This is a genomic window from Streptomyces chengmaiensis, from assembly GCF_029846775.1.
GTDB classification, from domain to species: domain Bacteria; phylum Actinomycetota; class Actinomycetes; order Streptomycetales; family Streptomycetaceae; genus Streptomyces; species Streptomyces chengmaiensis.
The window spans coordinates 16,718-34,425 of record NZ_JARWBG010000063.1 but is presented as its reverse complement, the minus strand read 5'-3'; the positions used below and the strand labels follow the sequence as shown (position 1 = coordinate 34,425).

15 protein-coding genes are annotated in these 17,708 nt (G+C 72.4%); 5 read left to right on the top strand and 10 right to left on the bottom strand.

What is annotated here, in order from left to right:
• A partial coding sequence (locus tag QCN29_RS32130) for an outer membrane protein assembly factor BamB family protein (RefSeq protein ID WP_279932567.1) occupies positions 1-1,261 on the top strand: 1,261 nt, incomplete at its 5' end.
• Positions 1,262-1,625: 364 nt separating this feature from the next.
• Here the strand turns inward: QCN29_RS32130 and QCN29_RS32125 are convergent.
• The gene (locus QCN29_RS32125; protein ID WP_279932566.1) at positions 1,626-2,276 is read right to left on the bottom strand and encodes a hypothetical protein; all 651 of its coding nucleotides are present in this window, start codon (positions 2,274-2,276) and stop codon (positions 1,626-1,628) included.
• Between the two features lie 200 nt (positions 2,277-2,476).
• On the opposite strand from QCN29_RS32125, the gene QCN29_RS32120 reads away from it, so the two are divergent.
• Complete coding sequence (locus QCN29_RS32120) at positions 2,477-3,028, top strand: hypothetical protein (protein WP_279932564.1); 552 nt, start codon at positions 2,477-2,479, stop codon at positions 3,026-3,028.
• Positions 3,029-3,157: 129 nt separating this feature from the next.
• Here QCN29_RS32120 and QCN29_RS32115 read toward each other — a convergent pair whose 3' ends face one another.
• Positions 3,158-3,727: a PadR family transcriptional regulator gene (locus tag QCN29_RS32115; RefSeq protein ID WP_279932563.1), complete on the bottom strand. Its 570-nt coding sequence runs from the start codon at positions 3,725-3,727 to the stop codon at positions 3,158-3,160.
• Positions 3,728-3,836: 109 nt separating this feature from the next.
• On the opposite strand from QCN29_RS32115, the gene QCN29_RS32110 reads away from it, so the two are divergent.
• A complete protein-coding gene (locus tag QCN29_RS32110) occupies positions 3,837-4,268 on the top strand; it encodes a nuclear transport factor 2 family protein (protein WP_279932561.1) in 432 nt (143 codons plus the stop codon).
• 67 nt (positions 4,269-4,335) lie between these two features.
• Here the strand turns inward: QCN29_RS32110 and QCN29_RS32105 are convergent, their stop codons facing one another.
• From QCN29_RS32105 to QCN29_RS32085, 5 genes are all read right to left on the bottom strand, one after another.
• Positions 4,336-5,814 (bottom strand): SulP family inorganic anion transporter, encoded by a 1,479-nt coding sequence (locus QCN29_RS32105; protein ID WP_279932559.1) that lies wholly within the window; start codon positions 5,812-5,814, stop codon positions 4,336-4,338.
• Positions 5,815-5,915: 101 nt separating this feature from the next.
• On the bottom strand, positions 5,916-6,509 hold the full coding sequence (locus QCN29_RS32100; RefSeq protein ID WP_279932557.1) for a carbonic anhydrase: 594 nt from the start codon (positions 6,507-6,509) through the stop codon (positions 5,916-5,918).
• Positions 6,510-7,088: 579 nt separating this feature from the next.
• A complete protein-coding gene (locus QCN29_RS32095) occupies positions 7,089-7,877 on the bottom strand; it encodes an enoyl-CoA hydratase/isomerase family protein (RefSeq protein WP_279932556.1) in 789 nt (262 codons plus the stop codon).
• Positions 7,874-8,323, bottom strand: coding sequence for a Zn-ribbon domain-containing OB-fold protein (locus tag QCN29_RS32090; RefSeq protein WP_279932554.1), 450 nt, complete (start codon positions 8,321-8,323; stop codon positions 7,874-7,876). The genes QCN29_RS32095 and QCN29_RS32090 overlap by 4 nt, the downstream gene beginning before the upstream one ends.
• 7 nt (positions 8,324-8,330) lie before the next feature.
• Positions 8,331-9,482, bottom strand: a complete 1,152-nt coding sequence (locus QCN29_RS32085) for a lipid-transfer protein (protein ID WP_279932553.1) — start codon at positions 9,480-9,482, stop codon at positions 8,331-8,333.
• A gap of 269 nt (positions 9,483-9,751) precedes the next feature.
• Between QCN29_RS32085 and QCN29_RS32080 the strand changes: the two genes are divergently transcribed.
• Positions 9,752-11,329, top strand: coding sequence for a FadD3 family acyl-CoA ligase (locus QCN29_RS32080; protein ID WP_279932552.1), 1,578 nt, complete (start codon positions 9,752-9,754; stop codon positions 11,327-11,329).
• A 248-nt stretch (positions 11,330-11,577) separates the two neighbouring features.
• On the opposite strand, the gene QCN29_RS32075 is transcribed toward QCN29_RS32080, so the two are convergent.
• The 3 genes from QCN29_RS32075 to QCN29_RS32065 form a co-directional block, all read right to left on the bottom strand.
• Positions 11,578-11,850, bottom strand: a complete 273-nt coding sequence (locus QCN29_RS32075) for a hypothetical protein (RefSeq protein ID WP_240138986.1) — start codon at positions 11,848-11,850, stop codon at positions 11,578-11,580.
• A 404-nt stretch (positions 11,851-12,254) separates the two neighbouring features.
• Positions 12,255-15,224, bottom strand: a complete 2,970-nt coding sequence (locus QCN29_RS32070; RefSeq protein ID WP_279932550.1) for an AfsR/SARP family transcriptional regulator — start codon at positions 15,222-15,224, stop codon at positions 12,255-12,257.
• Positions 15,225-15,535: 311 nt separating this feature from the next.
• On the bottom strand, positions 15,536-16,342 hold the full coding sequence (locus QCN29_RS32065) for a polysaccharide deacetylase family protein (protein WP_398860396.1): 807 nt from the start codon (positions 16,340-16,342) through the stop codon (positions 15,536-15,538).
• Between the two features lie 131 nt (positions 16,343-16,473).
• Here QCN29_RS32065 and QCN29_RS32060 point away from each other — a divergent pair, with 131 nt between their 5' ends.
• Positions 16,474-17,700: an amidohydrolase family protein gene (locus QCN29_RS32060; RefSeq protein WP_279932549.1), complete on the top strand. Its 1,227-nt coding sequence runs from the start codon at positions 16,474-16,476 to the stop codon at positions 17,698-17,700.
• Positions 17,701-17,708: the final 8 nt, after the last annotated feature.

Sequence of the window (17,708 nt, the reverse complement as noted above, 5' to 3'; positions counted from 1 at the left end):
GCCCGCGGGGCTGCCCGCGGACACCCCGACCAGCCCGCTCGCCGGACCGGCCGCCGCGGCGACCGGTCCCGCCGGCGCCGCGCCCGGGGTGCCGGCCCCTGCGCCGCCCCGGGACACCGCGCCCGCCCACTGGCGACCCTGGCGTTTCCGCATGTCGAACGATGTGTGGGGCACCCCTGTCGTGTCCGGGGAGCTGCTGTACGTCACCTCGTTCGAGGTGCACGCCCTGGACGTGGCCAGCGGTCGCCGCCAGTTCAAGACCCGGGACGTCGCCTGGTCCATGGCCGTTTCCCAGGGCCGTATCCACGCCTCGGACGGCCCCACCCTCTACGCGCTGGACGCGGCGAGCGGGCAGGAGCACTGGCGCTGCCAGACCGACGCCTGGGTGTACTCCCTCAAGGTCGACCAGGGCACCGTCCTGACCGGGACGCGCGGCGGCGGCGTCCAGGCGTGGGAGGCGTCCAGCGGCGAGAAACTGTGGGAGACGTCCGGGGCGCAGACGGAGTTCGAGACCCCCGAGGCGGGGCCCGTGATCTGCGACGGCACGGTGTACGTGTGGAAGGACGCGCGGCTGCGCGCTCTGGAAGCCCGCACCGGCGTCGAGCGCTGGTCCTACCCGGTCGGCGACGCCGCCTCCTGCGGCAATGTGCCGGTACGGGTCCATCAAGCCTCGGACGGCTGTGTGTATGTGGCGGCGGGCACCCGCGTCCTGGCCATAGACGTCGCAGGCGGGCTGGTGCGGTGGCACTTCGAGGCCCCCGCGGTCTTCCTCTCCCCGCCGGTGTTCGCCCCCGGCCCGGCCGTCACCGGCGGCGGTGTGTATCTGGCCGACTACCTCGGCACGGTGTACGCCCTGGACGCGACGACCGGCAAGGACCGCTGGCGCATCGCCACCGAGTCCAGGCAGACGACCGAGCCGCCGCTGGTGGCCGGCGGCAACGTCCATGTGGGCAGCGGCAGCGCGCTCTACACCCTGGACGCGGTCACCGGCACCCCGAAATGGCGGTTCGCGGCGGGCGGGGAGGTGGTCGGCGCCCCGGTGGTCGCCGACGGCAGGGTCCACTTCGGCTCCGCCGACCATGTGCTCTACACCCTGGACGCGAGCGGCGGCCAGCTGCGTTGGAAGCTGGCCACCGGCGGGGAGATCACCGGCTCTCCGGTCGCCCAGGGCGGTGTCGTGTACGCGTGCAGCAAGGACCGCTGCGTCTACGCGCTGGACGCCGCCAAGGGCACGGCCACGGGCCGGTCCGCCCCGCGCTGAGCCATGTGTCTCCGGCCGCCCCTGGTGGCGGCCGGGCCCCGCGCGGCGTAGCGTCAGGACCGCAGGGGAGGCACAGAAGCGGCGGCCGCCGTACGGAGCCCCTTCCGTGAGCGGTACGACGGCCGTCTCGGGATCGGCGCCCGCCAGGCCTCCTGTTGCACGGAGCGGACAGAATCACCTGGCCCGTGTGGCGAAGGTCCGTCGGCAGCTCCAACACCTACACGGGCTCCAGCGCGCTCTTCCCCGACGCGCCGGCCGTCAGCAGCAGGTCGACGTCGCCATCGGGGGCGAGCCGGACCGTCACCACGTTCCCGCCCTTGCCCGGCACCGCTTCTCCGGGCCGGGCGTCTTCCCCTGTTGACCGTCAGCTGCCCGAAACCTGGCTGCGGAACTCGTCGCTCGACATGGTCTGGTCCTCCGTCGGAATCGTGATGGAGAACTTCTCTCCGAAGGAGTCGTAGTTCGTCGTGCTGACCCGCCCGTCCCGTTCTGCTTCCAGCTGTACGAGGCGCGAACTTTCATTATCCACGTAGTACGTGTCGGAGGCGCCGCCCTTCGAGACGGCGAAGGCCGTGGTCTGCTTGCCGTCGCTCCCGGGCGCGTGCTCCGCGCTCTCGGGGATAGCGAAGTACACGTCGCAGTCCTGGTCTGACTCGGTGGTGATGAAGACATCGGTCAGATGACTGGGGACAGTGATCGACTGTCCCCTCTGCTTCAGCGCGGAGGCGAAGAGGGCGGCGCTGAAGTACGTCGTGCCGTCCTTGCAGTACATCTCGCCGGACTGGCCGTTGCCGGAAGCCTTCAGGCGGAGGCCCTGCTCGGGGTCCCACCATATCTCTTGCGCCCCACCGGCGAACGCGGTCGTCCCTCCGGACGCGTGGAACGACGTCGAGCGCAGCTCGTCGTTCGCCTTCTCGACCGAAGGACCGCTGGCGGCGGAGCAGCCGGCCACGAGACCGGCGCCGACCACCAGGACGGCGAGCCGATAGACCTTGGTGCGAGCATGGGAAGCCATACGGGTGCCCTCTTCTTATTGTTCGTTCGTAGCGATGCGCCACACACATCTCGTGGTGCGCGGCGCACCATAACCCAGGCATGCGTCCCCGCCTTTCAGGGCAATGCACCAGCCCGCCTACGATGCTCCTGGCATGAACACAGCGGCCTTGCGCGGAACTTCGGGCGGGGTCGTCCAGCGGTGAGGGGGGATGGCGGACCATGGTGCGCCGACGTTTCAAACTGGCGGCCGTTCTGGTTGTCGTCGTGCTCGCCCTGACGGGCTTCTCCAGCGGGAAGGGCCGCGGCAGCGGCGGAGGTGGGGGAGGCGGCGGAGGAGGCTGCTCCACCTCGGACAAGAGCAACGGCGGCAGCGGCTACCAGCGTTCCTCCCAGCGCTATGACGATGACGATGACGGCGTCTTCGACGGGGGTTCGTCCGGCTCCGACGCGTACGACGCGTACACCCCGACACCCACCCCCACGGCCACAGACGCCGCGACGGTGAGGGTCGTCACCTGCGTCCGCAAGGCCACCCGCACGCGCAAGGCCCTCACCGCGGCCACGGTCGCGGTCGCGGCCGCCCCCGGGCCCGCCCACACATACCGCATCGAGGTCGAATTCCTCGGCGCCGCCGACCGCGTCGTCGACCGCGCCCACAAGGAGATCACCCTGGAGGGCGGCGAACGGACCACAGTACGGCTGGAGATGCCCCACCCCAAGCAGGTGGCGCAGGTCAAGCGCTGCCGTCCGGAGGCGGAACGGACCGACTGACGGTCCGGCTGGCTGACGGACTGACTGACGGCCCGGGTGACGGCCCGGGGGCGTGATGCGGGGGGCCGGGCGGGGCCCAGGGCCTCCGTCAGGCTGTCGCCCAGGGCGACGTGGCGGCGGTGCGGGGCGTCAGCGCCGGGCGCGGGTCCGCTGTCTCTCGCGTAGGGCCGCGACCGTGCGCTCGCACCAGTCGCGGTTGCCCTGCTCGAAGGCGAGGCCGCGCTGGCACGTCAGATAAGGCCCGATGCGGCTGCCGTGGCGCAGGAACTCCTCCTCCGTGCGGTCGCCTCGCATGGTGCGCAGCAGCTTGGCGAACAGGTCGACCTTGGCTTGGGCGAAGGCGGCGCGCTCGGACAGCTGCGCGATCAGGGCGGCCGTGGTGACATGATCGGCGGCCTGGACCTTGACGAGCAGGTCGTCACGGATGAACGACGGCTTTGTGGGGGCGGCGGCAAAGGCTTGCAGCTCTTCCAGTCCGGCGTCGGTCACCTGGAACAGGCGCTTGTTGGGGCGGGTCTCCTGGACCACCTCCCGCCCTGCGATCAGCCCTTCCTTCTCCAGCCGGGCCAGTTCGGCGTAGAGCTGCTGCGGCTGGGCGTACCAGAAGTTCGCCACGCCCAGATCGAAGGCCTTGGCCAGTTGGTAGCCGCTCAGCTCTCCGTCGAGCAGCGCCGCCAGCACGGCGTGCCGCAGTGCCATCGGCTCGCACCTCTCGCTCGTTCCCTGTCGTTCCCTGTCCCGGGAGACCGCCTCCATGGTACTCATAAATGTGAGTAGTCATAATCATGAGTATGCAGAGAGGTGAGCCATGACCACGGCAGACCGCTTCCGCGTCGCCGTCGACAGCCGTGACCTCGCGGCGCTGGACGACCTGTTCACCGAGGACATCCGCTTCTACAGCCCCGTGAAGTTCCAGCCCTTCGAGGGCAAGCCGATGGTGCTGGGCCTCTTCCGGGTGCTGCTGCGCACCTTCGAGGACTTCCGCTACGTCGGCGACTACACCGGGGCCGCGCAGACCAGCGCCGACGGGGTCACCGCCCCGTCGGCGGTCCTGCTGTTCCGCGCCACCGCGGGCGGCAGGCAGATCCACGGGATCGACCTGCTGCACTTTGACGACGACGGCCTGATCAAGGAGTTCACGGTGATGGTCCGCCCCCAGTCGGCCGTCCACGCCCTGGGTGAGGCGGTCCTCGCCGGACTGGTCGCGGAGGGGCTTGTGCCGGCGCCTGCGCAGCCGTAGCCGGGACCCGCCCCGCCAAAGGCGCAGGGGCCTCAAGGCGGGACGGGTCGGGTCGGGGCGGGTCGGGTCAGGCCGTCGGCAGCAGGACCCGGGTCGCTCCCTTCTCGTCGTTGTGGCGGGCCGCCCAGTTGACCAGGGCCGTGTGGCAAGCGTGGTCCAGGTGGCGCAGGCTGAGCAGGTCCAGTTCGATGGCGCGGTCCTTGGGGAGGGACTCGAGGGTGCTCAGGATGCGGGGGAGGCGCAGGAAGGTGGCGTTGCCGGAGACGACCACGCGCAGGGGGGCGTCGGCAGACCCTTCGTCCGGCTGGACGTGGACCTGGACGTGGGAGGTCTCCCAGGCGGACTTGGCGATCGCCAGCAGCAGTCCGACGAGTACGCCTTCGAACATGTTGGCGGCGACGATGGCGACGGCCGTGACCAGCAGGATCACCGCCTCACCGCGCCGTTCACGCCACAGCCGCCGCACTTCGGCCAGCGGGATGAGCTTCCATCCCGAGTAGACGAGTACGCCGGCGAGTGAGGCCAGCGGGATCAGTCCGAGGGCCGTGGGCAGCAGTGCGGCGAACAGCAGCAGCCAGCAGCCGTGCAGCACCCGGGAGGCCTTGGTGCGGGCGCCCGCCTGGACATTGGCGGCGCTGCGGACGATCACCGCGGTCATCGGGAGGGCGCCCAGCGCGCCGCAGACGGCGTTGCCCGCGCCCTGGGCCATCAGCTCCCTGTCGTAGTGGGTGGCCGGGCCGGTGTGCAGCCGGTCCACGGCTGCCGCGCTGAACAGGCTCTCCGCCGAGGCGATAAGGGTGATCGCCACGACGGTGCCGATGGCCCCGGCCGAGGCGAGCGCGCCGAAGTCGTCGGCGGACGGCGGGCGGATCACGCCCAGCAGCCCGCTGACCTCCACCCGTTCGACGGGGAGGCCGAACAGCGCCGTGAGCGCGGTGGCCGTGCCGACCGCGGCGAGCGGCGCGGGAACGGTCCGCGCCCGGGCCGGCAGATGCTTCCACAGGGCCATGACCGCGATCGAGCCGACGCCCAGAGCCCCGGCCGTCAGCGCCCGCGGATCCTCGGCCACGCGGGCGAAGAGCCCGGGCAGCCCGGCGAGGTTGGCGGGGCCGGAGCCCGGCGCCTTCGCGTCGGCGACGGCGTACAGCTGGCCTGCGATCAGGACGAGGCCGATGCCCGCGAGCATCCCCTCGACGACCGCGATGGAGATGGCCCGGAACCAGCGGCCCAGCCGCAGCAGCCCCATCAGCAACTGCAGCACGCCCGCGATCAGCACGAACACGCCCAGCGGCCCCAGCCCGTACTCCGTGACGGCCTCCAGCACCAGCACGGTCAGGCCCGCCGCCGGGCCGCTGACCTGGAGGCTGCTGCCGGGCAGCAGCCCCGTGACCAGCCCGCCGACGATGCCGGTCACCAGGCCGAGTTCGGCGGGCACCCCTGAGGCGACGGCCACGCCCACGCACAGGGGCAGGGCGACCAGGAAGACGACGACGGAGGCGCTGAGATCGGCGCGCAGGGCGCCCTTGCCCGGCCCGGGGCCCGGCATCGGCCTTGGCCTCGGCCCCGGCGGTGCGGCGCGCCGGTGCCGGCCGCGTCGGCTCGGCGGCTTCTGGGGGGACGGGGCGGCAGTGGTGTCGGCAGCGGCGCTCACAGCGGAAGGAAGGCGTTGTCGTGGGGGCGGTGGACGAGCACCGCGCCGGTGTCGACGACGTAGAACCAGCCGTGCAGCCGCAGTTCCCCGGCGGCGGTGCGCCGCCGGACGCACGGGTAGCCGCGCAGCCGTTCCAGCTGCCGCAGGACATGGTCCTGGACGGCTTCGGTGACGTCGGGGGCGGACGGGTCGCGGAAGAGGGGCGGCGGGGTGGAGCTCTCCAGCCAGTCGCGCACCGCAGGCACGGACGAGAGGTCCTCGCGGCGCACCATCGCGCCGACCGCGCCGCAGTGGGAGTGGCCGCAGACGACGACGTCGGCGACGCCCAGCACCTCGACGGCGTACTCGACGGTGGCCGCCTCGCTCGACGGCCTGCCGCTGTCCCACTCCGGGATGATGCTGCCCGCGGTGCGGAGTTCGAACAGTTCGCCGGGCCGGGCCCCGGTGATCAGCGAGGGGATCACCCGGGAGTCTGAGCAGGTGATGAAGAGCGCGTGGGGGGACTGGCCGGCCGCAAGCCGGCCGAACTCGTCGGCTCGGGCTGCGGCCTGGTCCTGGAAGGCGCGGACGTGCGAGGTGAACTGATGCATGGGGGATGGTCCTCCGGCGCGCCCCGAAGGGCGTGCGAGGTGTCGGTGTTCTGGTCGGAATCGCAGATGGACGGTTGTGGGGGTGTGCCGTGCGGGTGCCGACGCGAGGTCCGGCCGGAGCCGGAGCATCTGGAGAACTGAGGTGCGCCGAGGCGCAGTTGACCCAACTGGTCAGTAACTCCAGCCTCGTGAATCACTGTGACATCACCGGGGCGCTCAAGTCAGTGATTCGTTAAGAATTCGTGGCTGTCGTGATACTTGACACATGGGGTGATCGGGCGTACTGCCGGTTACGGTCGTCCGTGGGTCGGATGCCGCCGGCCAAGGCGTACCGCGGCCGGACCACGGGGTACCGCGGCCGTATCCCGCGGCCGGGCCAAGGCCTACCGCGGCCGGTACCGCGGCGTGCCGCAGCCGGACAGCGGCCGGACCGCGGCCTACTACGGCCGTACCCCACAGCCGGACCGCGGCGTGCCGCAGCCGGACCCCGGCGTACCACGGCCGTACCCCGGCGTACCACGGCCGTACCCCACAGCCGGACCCCGGCGTGCCGCAGCCGGACAGCGGCCGTACCGCGGTCTACCGCAGCCGGAAGTCCCCGCCGCCCCGACGACCGCGGAACAGCTCCGTCTGACGCTCCGGCGGCAGACTGCCCAGGGCGATCAGAGGGGCGGCGTGCGCCATCGCCTGGGCGCGGGCGGCCTCTGTGGCGGACCACAGGGCGCGGACCGTGCCCTGGACCGCCTCGGTGGGGCAGGCGGCGATGCCCGCGGCCGCGTGCAGGGCCGTGGGCACGGCCTCGCCCGCGGGCGTCACCTCGGAGACCAGGCCGATCTCATGGGCCCGGCGGGCCGTCAACCGCTCGGCCGTGCCCGTCAGGCACATCCGGGCGGCCTCGCCGTACGGCATCCGCTGGGCCATCAGGATCGCCTCGTACGCGCTGACCATGCCGTACGTCGTATGCGGGTCAAAGAAGACCGCATCCTCGCCCGCCACCAGGAACTCCGCCTCGCCCAGCAGATAGAACGCGCCGCCGCAGGCCATGCCCTCCACGGCCGCGATGACCGGCTTCCACAGGTCGTTGGCCTTGGGGCCGATGGTCAGCAGGGGGTCGTCGATCGCGTACGGGGAGGTGGGCTGGGGCACCTCGGCCGAGCGGTCGACGCCGGTGGTGAAGGCCCTGCCGCCCGCGCCGGCGAGCACCGCGGCGCGCACCGTGTCGTCGTAGCGGAAACCCTTCCAGACGGCGGCCAGTTCGGCGGCCATCGCCAGGTCGACGGCGTTGTGCCGGTCGGGCCGGTCGAGCGTGACGAGCGCGACGCCCGTGGCGCAGTCCGTCTCCACCCGCACCGCCGGGGGCCCGCTCACGCCCGCTCCCGGAGCAGCCAGCGCGGCACGGTGAGCCCCGCCTGCTCGGTGAAGGCGATCCGCACCGGCGCGCCGATGCGCAGGCGCGCCGGGTCGACGGAGTCGAGCGGGGCGTCCGGGGCGGCTACCACATGGCCCGCCAGCCGGATGCGGGGCGCGTCGGCGAGCTCGACGAGGACCGCGTTGTACGGGGCCACGGCGGCGTAGGCGTCGAGCAGCGGCGGATGCGGCACGACGTACGACCAGATCCGGCCGCGGCCGGACATCGCCCGCCACTCGGCGTCGAAGGACCGGCAGTGCGGACAGCAGGGGCGCGGCGGGAAGCGCAGTTCGCCGCAGCCGGGTGCGGCGCAGGCCTGGACGCGCAGCTCGCCGCGGGCGGCGTACTCCCAGAAGGGCGCGCCGTCCTCGTCGATCACGGGCGGCAGCAGAGTGTCCCCGGGCACGGTCGGATCAGCTCCTCAGCAGGATCGCGGATGTGGGCACGCCCTCGCCGGCCGTGACCAGGCAGGTGGCCGCGCCGGACACCTGGGCCGTGGAGCAGCCCCGCAGCTGCTTCACGCCCTCGGTGATCAGGTTGAAGCCGTGGACGTACGCCTCCGAGAGGCCGCCGCCGGAGGTGTTCAGCGGCAGCCGTCCGCCGGTCTCCAGCGCGCCGCCCTCGGTGAAGGCGGCCCCCTCGCCGCGTGCGCAGAAGCCGTAGCCCTCCAGCGACAGCGGGATGAGCGGGGTGAAGGCGTCGTAGATCTGGGCCACGTCGACGTCATGCGGTCCGAAGTCCGCCTGTTTCCACAGCTGTCGGGCGGCGGTCCAGGCGGGCCCGGTGAGCGGGTCGTCGGTCCAGTAGTTGACCATCCCGTGGTGCTGGGCGGGCAGCCCCTGCGCCGCGGAGTGGATGTACACCGGCCGGCTGCGGCAGTCGCGGGCGCGTTCGGCGCTGACGATCACACAGGCCAGCGCGCCGTCCGTCTCCAGGCAGTTGTCGAAGAGGCAGAGCGGCTCGCTGATCCAGCGGGCGGTCATATACATCTCGCGGGTGAGCGGCCGCTCGTGCATCACCGCGGCCGGGTTCTGGTTGGCGCGGTTGCGGCAGGCGAGGGCGACGTTGAAGAAGTGGTCGCGGGTCGCCCCGTACTCGTGCATATAGCGGCGGGCCAGGATGCCGATCTCGTCGGCGGGCCGCAGCAGGCCGAAGGGGCGGGTCCACTGGGCGGGGGTGGGGAGCTGGACGGCGGTGTCGGTCCAGGGGCGGGGTCCTGAGCCGCGTTTGCGGGACCGCCAGGCGACGCCGACGTTCGCCTGGCCGGTGGCGACGGCGCCGGCGAGATGGGCGACGGTTGCGCAGGAGCCGCCGCCTCCGTAGCCGACCTTGGAGAAGAAGGTGACGTCGCCCGCGCCGATGGACTTGGCGATCTCCACCTCGTCGGTCGCCTCCATGGTGTACGAGGCGAAGGCGTCGACCTCGGAGGGGTCGATCCCGGCGTCGGCGAGGGCGTCGAGGACGGCGCGGCAGGCCAGGGTCTTCTCCGGCTCGGGGAGCCGGCGGGCGAAGGGGGTCTGGCCTATGCCGACGATCGCCGTCGCGTCCTTGAGCGTGCCTGCCATGCCGGCCTCCACGTACGCGGTCGCACCCTGCTGACAGCGGGGAAGCGTACCGCTAATCTGACGGTCAGTCAGCTAGTTGTTTCTCCCCGCCCCGCCCGTTCCCGCAACCGGGGCGAAGCCCCGGACCCCCGGTACGGCCTGAAGGCCGCGTCCTCAATCGCCGTACGGGCTGCAACGATTGAGGAGCGGGGCCTGGGGGCGAAGCCCCAGTGACGGGATGGGGGCGGGGCGGGGAAACGGTGTTCGGCGTCTCGGGAGAGGGACTTGCGATGCGCGGCGACCTTCAGTGGGGCAGCGTTCCGGGGCTGGTGCGCGACGCCGCCGAGCGGTACGGGGAGCGGGAGGCCGTCGTCGAGGGCCGCACCCGCATCTCGTACGCGGAGCTGGGCGAGCGAGTGGAGCGGTCCGCCGCGGCCGCCATCGCGGCCGGGGTCCGGCCGGGCGACCGGGTCGCCGTCTGGGCCCCCAACTCCCTCGACTGGATCGTCGCCTCGCTCGGGGCGGTCGGCGCGGGAGCGGTGCTGGTGCCGCTCAACACCCGCTACAAGGGCGCGGAGGCAGCGGACCTGCTCAACCGCTCGCGGGCCCGGATGCTCTTCATCACCGGCACCTTCCTCGGCACCTCGTATGTGGCGTCCCTGCGCCGCGCCGGGACCGAACTGCCCCACCTCCGGCAGACGGTGGTCCTCGCAGACTCCGCACCGGACGACTACCGCACATGGAAGGAGTTCCTGGCGGGCGGGGACGCGGTCGGCGCACGGGAGGTACGGGCACGGGCCGACGCCATCGCCCCGTCCGCGCCCTCCGACATCGTCTTCACCTCCGGCACCACCGGCCGCTCCAAGGGCGCGGTCATCACCCATGCGCAGACGCTGCGCTGTTACGACATCTGGTGCGAACTCTCCGGGCTGCGCGAGGGCGACCGCTATCTGATCGTGAACCCCTTCTTCCACACCTTCGGCTACAAGGCCGGAGTGATCGCCTGCCTGATGCGGGGCGCGACGATGGTGCCGCAGCCGGTCTTCGACGTGGACACGGCCCTCGCCAACATCGCGGCCGAACGGATCTCCGTGCTGCCCGGCCCGCCGACGCTCCACCAGTCGCTGCTGGACCACCCCCGGCGCCGCGCCCACGACCTCTCGGCGCTGCGGCTCGTGGTCACCGGCGCGGCGGTCGTCCCCCTCCAGCTCGTGGAGCGCCTCCGCGCCGAGCTGGGGATCGCCACCGTACTGACCGCGTACGGCCTCTCCGAGGCGAGCGGCATCGTCACCATGTGCCGCCGCGGTGACGCCCCCGACGTCATCGCCGCCACCTCGGGCCGCGCCATCCCGGGCGTCGAGGTCCGCACCGCGGGCGCCACCGCCCCGGGCGAGCCGGGAGAGATCCTCGTCCGCGGGCACAACGTCATGCAGGGCTACTTCGAGGACCCGGACGAGACGGCCGGGGCCTTGACCTCCGACGGCTGGCTCCGCACCGGCGACATCGGCGTCCTCGACGCATCGGGCAATCTCCGCGTCACCGACCGCATCAAGGACATGTTCATCGTCGGCGGCTTCAACGCCTACCCCGCCGAGATCGAACGCCTCCTCGGGCTCCACCCGGACATCGCCGACGTCGCGGTCATCGGCGTCCCCGACGCCCGCCTCGGCGAGGTGGCCAAGGCCTACGCGGTCCGCCGCCCCGGCGCGGCCCTCACCGCCGACGACCTGATCGCCTGGTCCCGCCGCGAAATGGCCAACTACAAGGTGCCCCGGCAGGTCGAGTTCGTGCCCGCGCTGCCGCGGAACGCCGGCGGAAAGGTCCTGAAGGCGGAGCTCAGGGCGCGGGCGTCGCGCAACGGCGGGTAGGCCGACCGGGGTTTCGCCCCCGGTTGCGACATGCTCGCGGCCGCGACGGCTCCCCCTCCGGGCCGTCGCGGCCGCGAGCATCCCCCGTCCCCCCCCCCGGTGGCGCACCCGCCCCCCGGGTGCGCCACACTCGGGCACGCCCTCGACGGCAACCCCCCAGTTGCCGTCCCCCCGGCGTCCCCGGGCCCCGTGCATCCCCCCGTGCGTCCCCCGCTCCCCATCCCTTACGGAGGCGGGAGCGGCCGTGCTCAGTCCTTCGCCGGCGGGACCGGCGCGTGGCTGTCGTCCGGCTCCGGGTCGGCCGCGCCGCCGCCGTCCGCGGGCGGGGCAGGGGCGTGGCTGTCCATCGCGACGATGCCCTCGAGCTCCGCGTCGAGCAGACCGTCCGGCGGAGGGGCCGGGGCGTGGCTGTCCATCGTCTTGGCGCCGTCGGCCGGCTGGAAGCCGCCCTTCGGCGGAGCCGGAGCGTGGCTGTCCATGGTGGTGAGGTTGAGGTTCTCGTTCTGCCCGACTTCGCTCATGGTGCTTCTCCTGCGGAAATGATCGTGCGTCGGTGGGAGGCGGACGCCCGTTCGGCCACTCCCCCGTGGGTTGCCGAACGGGCGCCTTCGGGCCGCTCACCGTGGCGTGCGAAGCCCAGCCGATCCACCTGCCCCCCGTTGCGGTGAATCGATGCAATCAGCATGTCAGCTCGCCATAAACGTTCGATGAACGTCCTGCTGCAGGACCGCACGGCCGTGCAACAAGTCCCCGGGCGCCGCCCGTCAGCCCGTGGCGACACCGCCTGTCAGGCCGCGGTGATGCCGCCCGTCAGGCCGCGGTGATGCCGCCCATCAGGCCGGAGCGACGCCGCCTGTCAGGCCGTGGCGACGCCGCCCGTCAGCCCGTGGCGACACCGCCCGTCAGCCCGGAGCGACATCGCCCGTCAGGCCGCGGCGAGCGGGGAGAGCAGGGTCCGCAGCTCGTCCGCCTCCGCCGCGCCGGACTTCTCGTGGATGGTCAGCGCCTCACGCCAGCAGGCCTGCGCACGTCCCGTCTGGCCCAGCCGGTTCAGCGCCTTGCCCAGCACGGTGAGGACGTTGGCCCGCATCCAGTCGCCGCCGATGCAGCCGATCGCCAGCGCCTGCTCCGCGTACTGCGCGGCCTGCGCGCTGCGCCGGGAGCCGAGATGGACCTCGGCGATCCGGTAACAGGTCGTGCCCTCCCACAGCCGCTGCCGGTTCTCCGCGAACACGTCCTGAGCCTGGAGCAACTCCTCCAGCGCCTCCGCACGCCGCCCGGCGTGCGAGAGCGCGATCCCCAGGGCGTACTTGGCGTTGGCGAGACGCAGGGTGAGCCCCAGCTCGTCATAGATGGCGATGCCCCGCTGGGCCAGCTCCACCGCGCTCTCCGTGCGCCCCATGGACACCAGGATCCGGGACAGGTTGCACAGCGCGCTGGCCTCGCCCGGCCGGTTGCCGTCGGCACGGAACGCGTCGATCGCCGTGAGCAGGAACGCCTCGCCGTCCTCGTGCTCATTGCGGCAGATGGCGATGATGCCCAGCTCGTTCGGGGCGTTGCTGCAGATCCACGGATCGGCGGCCGCCCGCCCCAGCGCCTCGGCCCGCTCCGCCTCCGCCTGCGCCTCCTCGAAGCGCCCGGCCGTACGGTGGACCTGCGTCAGCGTCGTACGGGCCCGGCCCTCCGCGCGTGCGTCGCCGGCGACCGCCGCCGCGTCCCGCGCAGCGACCGTCGCGATCTCATAGCGCCGGGAACTCGCTCCGGACTCGGCCAGATCCTTGCTCGCCAGCAGCAGATCCACGGCCCGGCGCAGCGTGCCGGGCCCCAGCGACTGCTGTACGCAGGCGAGCAGGCTGGCGGCCTCGGCGTGCAGCCAGTCCAGCGCCTCGGCGTCCGAGGCGAACTCCCGCCCCGGGTAGGCGGTCGGCTCCAGATGCGCGACCGTGCGGTCGCCGGGCCGCTCGGTCGCGTACACCCGCGCCGCCGTCGTCAGATAGAAGTCCAGCAGCCGCGACAGCGCCGCCTCGCGCTCCCCGGGCTCGTCCCGCTCGGCGCAGGCACGCGCGTAGAGCCGTACGAGGTCGTGGTAGCGGTACCGGCCGGGCGCCGCCGACTCCACCAGCGAGGTGTCGACCAGCGCCTCCAGCAGATCCTCCGTCTCCTGCTGCGGCAGATCGAGGACGGCCGCGGCCGCCGCCAGCGAGATGTCGGGTCCGTCGGCGAGGCCGAGCAGCCTGAAGGCCCGCGCCTGGGCGGGCTCCAGCTGCCCGTAGCCCAGTTCGAAGGTCGCCTTCACCGCGAGGTCGCCCGCCTGGAGCTCATCGAGGCGGCGGCGCTCGTCAGCCAGCTTCGCGGCCAGCACGGACACGGTCCAGGTGCGCCGCGCGGCCAGCCGGGACGCGGCGATCCGGATCGCCAGCGGCAGGAACCCGCAGGCCGCGACCACGTCCAGCGCGGATTCCCGCTCGGCGCCGACCCGTTCCTCGCCCACGATCCGGGTGAACAGCTGCAGCGCCTCGTCGGGCGACATCACATCGAGGTCGACCAGATGCGCCCCAGCCAGATCGACCATCCTGATCCGGCTGGTGATCAGCGCCGCACAGCCCGCCGTGCCCGGCAGCAGCGGCCGCACCTGCGCCGCGTCGCGCGCATTGTCCAGCAGCACCAGCAGACGGCGGCCGTCGAGCGAGGTGCGGAAGAGACCGGCCCGTTCCTGGAGCGTCTCCGGGATCGAGTCGTCCGGGACGCCGAGAGCCCGCAGGAAGGCGCCGAGGACGGTCTCCGGCTCCGCCGGCCGGCTTCCCGCGCCCTGCAGGTCGACGTACAGCTGCCCGTCCGGGAAGTGCTGCCTGACCTGGTGCGCCACATGCACGGCGAGCGTGGTCTTGCCCACGCCGCCGATGCCGGCCAGGGCGGAGACCGCCATCACCGAGCCCTCGGCGGAGGTGAGCAGATCGCCCAGTTCGTGCACGAAGGAGGCGCGGCCTGTGAAGTCCGCCACGGTGGCGGGCAGCTGGTGCGGCTGGGCGACCTGCGGCGCGGGCGCGGGCCGTTCCTCGACCGGCCTTGCCAGCTCCGCGTCGGCCTGCAGGATGCGCTGTTGCAGCTGCGACAGCTCGGGGCGCGGGTCGACGCCCAGCTCCTCCGCGAGCAGCCGGCGGGTGTCGGTGTACACGGCCAGCGCCTCGGCCTGCCGTCCGCTGCGGTACAGCGCCAGCATCAGCAGCTCTCGCAGCCGCTCGCGCAGCGGATGCGCGGCGGTGAGCGCGGTCAGTTCGGAGACCGCCTCGGCGTGGCAGCCGGTCTCCAGATCCAGGTCCAGCCGGTTCTCCTGGAGCTGGAGCCGCCACTCTTCCAGCCGGGCGCGCTGGCTCTCGGCGTACGGCCCGGGCACATTGGCCAGCGGTTCGCCGTCCCACAGCCCCAGCGACTTGTCGATCAGGTCCCGGGCGTGGCAGCGGTCGCCGGCGGAGCGCGCCTTCTCCGCAGCGGCGGCCAGCTCGTGCGCCACCGCGAGGTCGAGGGCGTCGTCCCGGAAGCGCAGTGCGTAGCCGCCCGCCTCACTGACCAGCGCGTCGGAGGAGAGGACCTTCCGCAGCCGGGAGGCGTAGGTGCGCACCGCGGCGAGCGCCTGCGACGGCGGGGCTTCGCCCCAGAGCGCGTCGATCAGCTCGCCGGCGGTGGCGGTGCGCCCGTCGCGCAGCAGCAATGCGGCGAGCAGGGCGCGTTGCTGTGGGGAGCCGGTGGGCAGGGCTTCGCCGCCGCGCCAGGCGCGCACCGGCCCGAGCACGCTGAAGAGCAGGTCGTCGGCGCCTTCGCCGGCGCTGTTGCTGCCGTGGCCGCGTGCCGGAGCACGGCGCTGCTCCGGTACGCGTGGCCCGCCGTCACGGTCCATAGCTGCCCCCTGCCGGTACTGCGTGTGCTGCGTATGCTGCGTGTCGCCCAAGTAGCCGGTCGACAGTCTGCCTTGTAGGGGGCGGGTGCGTCAGCAGCGGGGCTTGCAGTCAGACGACAACCGATCACCGGGCGCGGCTGCCGGCCGGCGGGCGACGGAGGGCGGGGCGGCGGGCTCACAGCGTGCTGACGGCAGTCCGGCGGCGGGCGGATGGCAGTCCAGCGGCGGGCGGATGGCAGGCAGCAGCAGGCAGACGGCGCCCGGACAGCGGGCCCGCAGCGGGCCCACGGCGGGCCGGACGGGCCGGATGCTCAGGGCCGGTAGACGGCGCCCGGCTCCGCACTGCCGGGAGCGAGCAGCTGCGGGACCGTGACAAAGGTGTAACCGCGTTTCTTCAGCTCGGAGATGATCTCCGGCACGGCGGGCACGGTCCCGTCGTATATGTCGTGCAGCAGGATGATGCCGTCCCGGCCGGCCTGGTCGAGCGTCCGCTCGGCGATCAGGTCCGAGTCGACGGTGGAGAAGTCCTTGGCGGTGGTGGACCACAGGATCTGCGCCAGACCGAGCTCCCTGCTGACCTCGGTGACGTCGTCGTTGATCCGGCCCTGGGGCGGGCGCATCAGCGTCGGCTTCCTGCCGGTGATCTTCTCGATGGCTTCCTGGGTGAGGGAGAGCTCCTCGCGGATCTCGTCCGGCTTGAGCTGGTCGAGCCGGCGGTGCGACCAGGTGTGGTTCGCCACCTCATGACCCTCGTCGGCCATGCGGCGCACCACGTCGGGGTGCTTGAGGACATGGTTCTTGCCGAGGAGGAAGAAGGTCGCGGGGACCTTCTCCTTCTTCAGCAGGTCCAGCAGCTTCGGTGTGTCCTTGCCGGGGCCCGCGTCGAAGGTCAGGGCGATGCACTTGGCCTTGGCGCAGTCGGCGGCCTCGCTCGGCGGCTTGGCATCGGAGGCGGCGCTGTCACGGGCTTCGGCAGGGGTGGTGGTGTCCATGCCGCAGCCGGTGAGCGTGAGGGCGAGTGCGGCGGCGCCGAGCGCGGCGGCCGCGACCGTTCTTATACGGCGACCCTCGCGCCGCCTGCGTATGTGTATTTCCCCTGTTGCCCCGTTTTTCTGCATGGTCAGCCCTTTGGTCGTGGTCGGTCGCTGCACTATAAGCGGGGTGTATAGAGGGGTGTGCGGCGGGGTGGGTCATGGGTGCGGGGCCGCCGATAGCTGACGCACCGTCAGATCGGCGCTACCGTGATTCCATGGAGACCTTCCCGAAGATCATCTCGGTGGACGACCACACGGTGGAGCCTCCCGGCGTCTGGCGCGACAGACTCCCGTCGAAGTACCGGGACACGGGCCCGCGCATCGTCCGCGCCCCCCTGAAGCACATGAGCTTCACGGGCGGGAGATTCGCCCCGGTGATGGGCGCCCCCGGCGACGAGGGCCCGATCGGCGACTGGTGGGTGTACGAGGATCTGCACCGTCCGCTCACCCGCCTCGACACGGCCGTCGGCTGCGGCCGCGACGAGATCAGGCTCGAAGTCATCACCTATGAGCAGATGCGTCCGGGCTCCTACAGCGTCCCCGAGCGGCTCGCCGACATGGACCTCAACCACGTCCAGTCCGCCCTCTGCTTCCCCACCTTCCCCCGCTTCTGCGGCCAGACCTTCACCGAGGCCGAGGACCGCGAACTGGGACTGCTGGGCGTGCGTGCCTACAACGACTGGATGGTGGAGGAGTGGTGCGGCCCCGAGGCGCACGGCCGGCTCATCCCGCTCACCCTGATACCCCTGTGGGACGCCGAACTGGCCGCCGCCGAGGTGCGGCGCAACGCCGAGCGCGGCGTACGGGCGGTCTGCTTCAGCGAGATCCCGCCGAACCTGGGGCTGCCCTCCATCCACACGGACGCCTGGGACCCCTTCCTCGCCGCCTGCGACGAGACCGGCACGGTCATCGCCATGCACATCGGCTCCTCGTCGAAGATGCCGTCCACCTCCGCGGACGCCCCGCCCGCCGTCGGCTCTGCGATCACCTTCGCCAACTGCTGCTTCTCCATGGTCGACTGGCTGATGAGCGGCGCGTTCGAGCGCTTCCCGCAGCTGCGGATCATGTATGCGGAGGGCCAGATCGGCTGGATTCCGTACATCCTCGAACGCGCCGACGTGGTGTGGGAGGAGAACCGCGCCTGGGGCGGCGTCGCGGACAAGGTCACCCGCCCGCCGTCGGAGCTGTTCGCCGAGCATGTGTACGGCTGCTTCTTCGACGACGCGTTCGGGCTGAAGAACCTGGACGCGATCGGCGTCGGCAACGTCCTGTACGAAACCGACTACCCGCACTCCGACTCCACCTGGCCCAAGTCCCGCGAGGTCGGCGAGGCCCAGATGGGCCATCTGCCCCCGGACGCCGTGGAGCGCATCGTCCGCGGCAACGCGATCGAACTGCTGGGCCTCACGCCCGAGGGCCTCTGGCCGGGTGCGGGCGTCTAGCGGCAGTC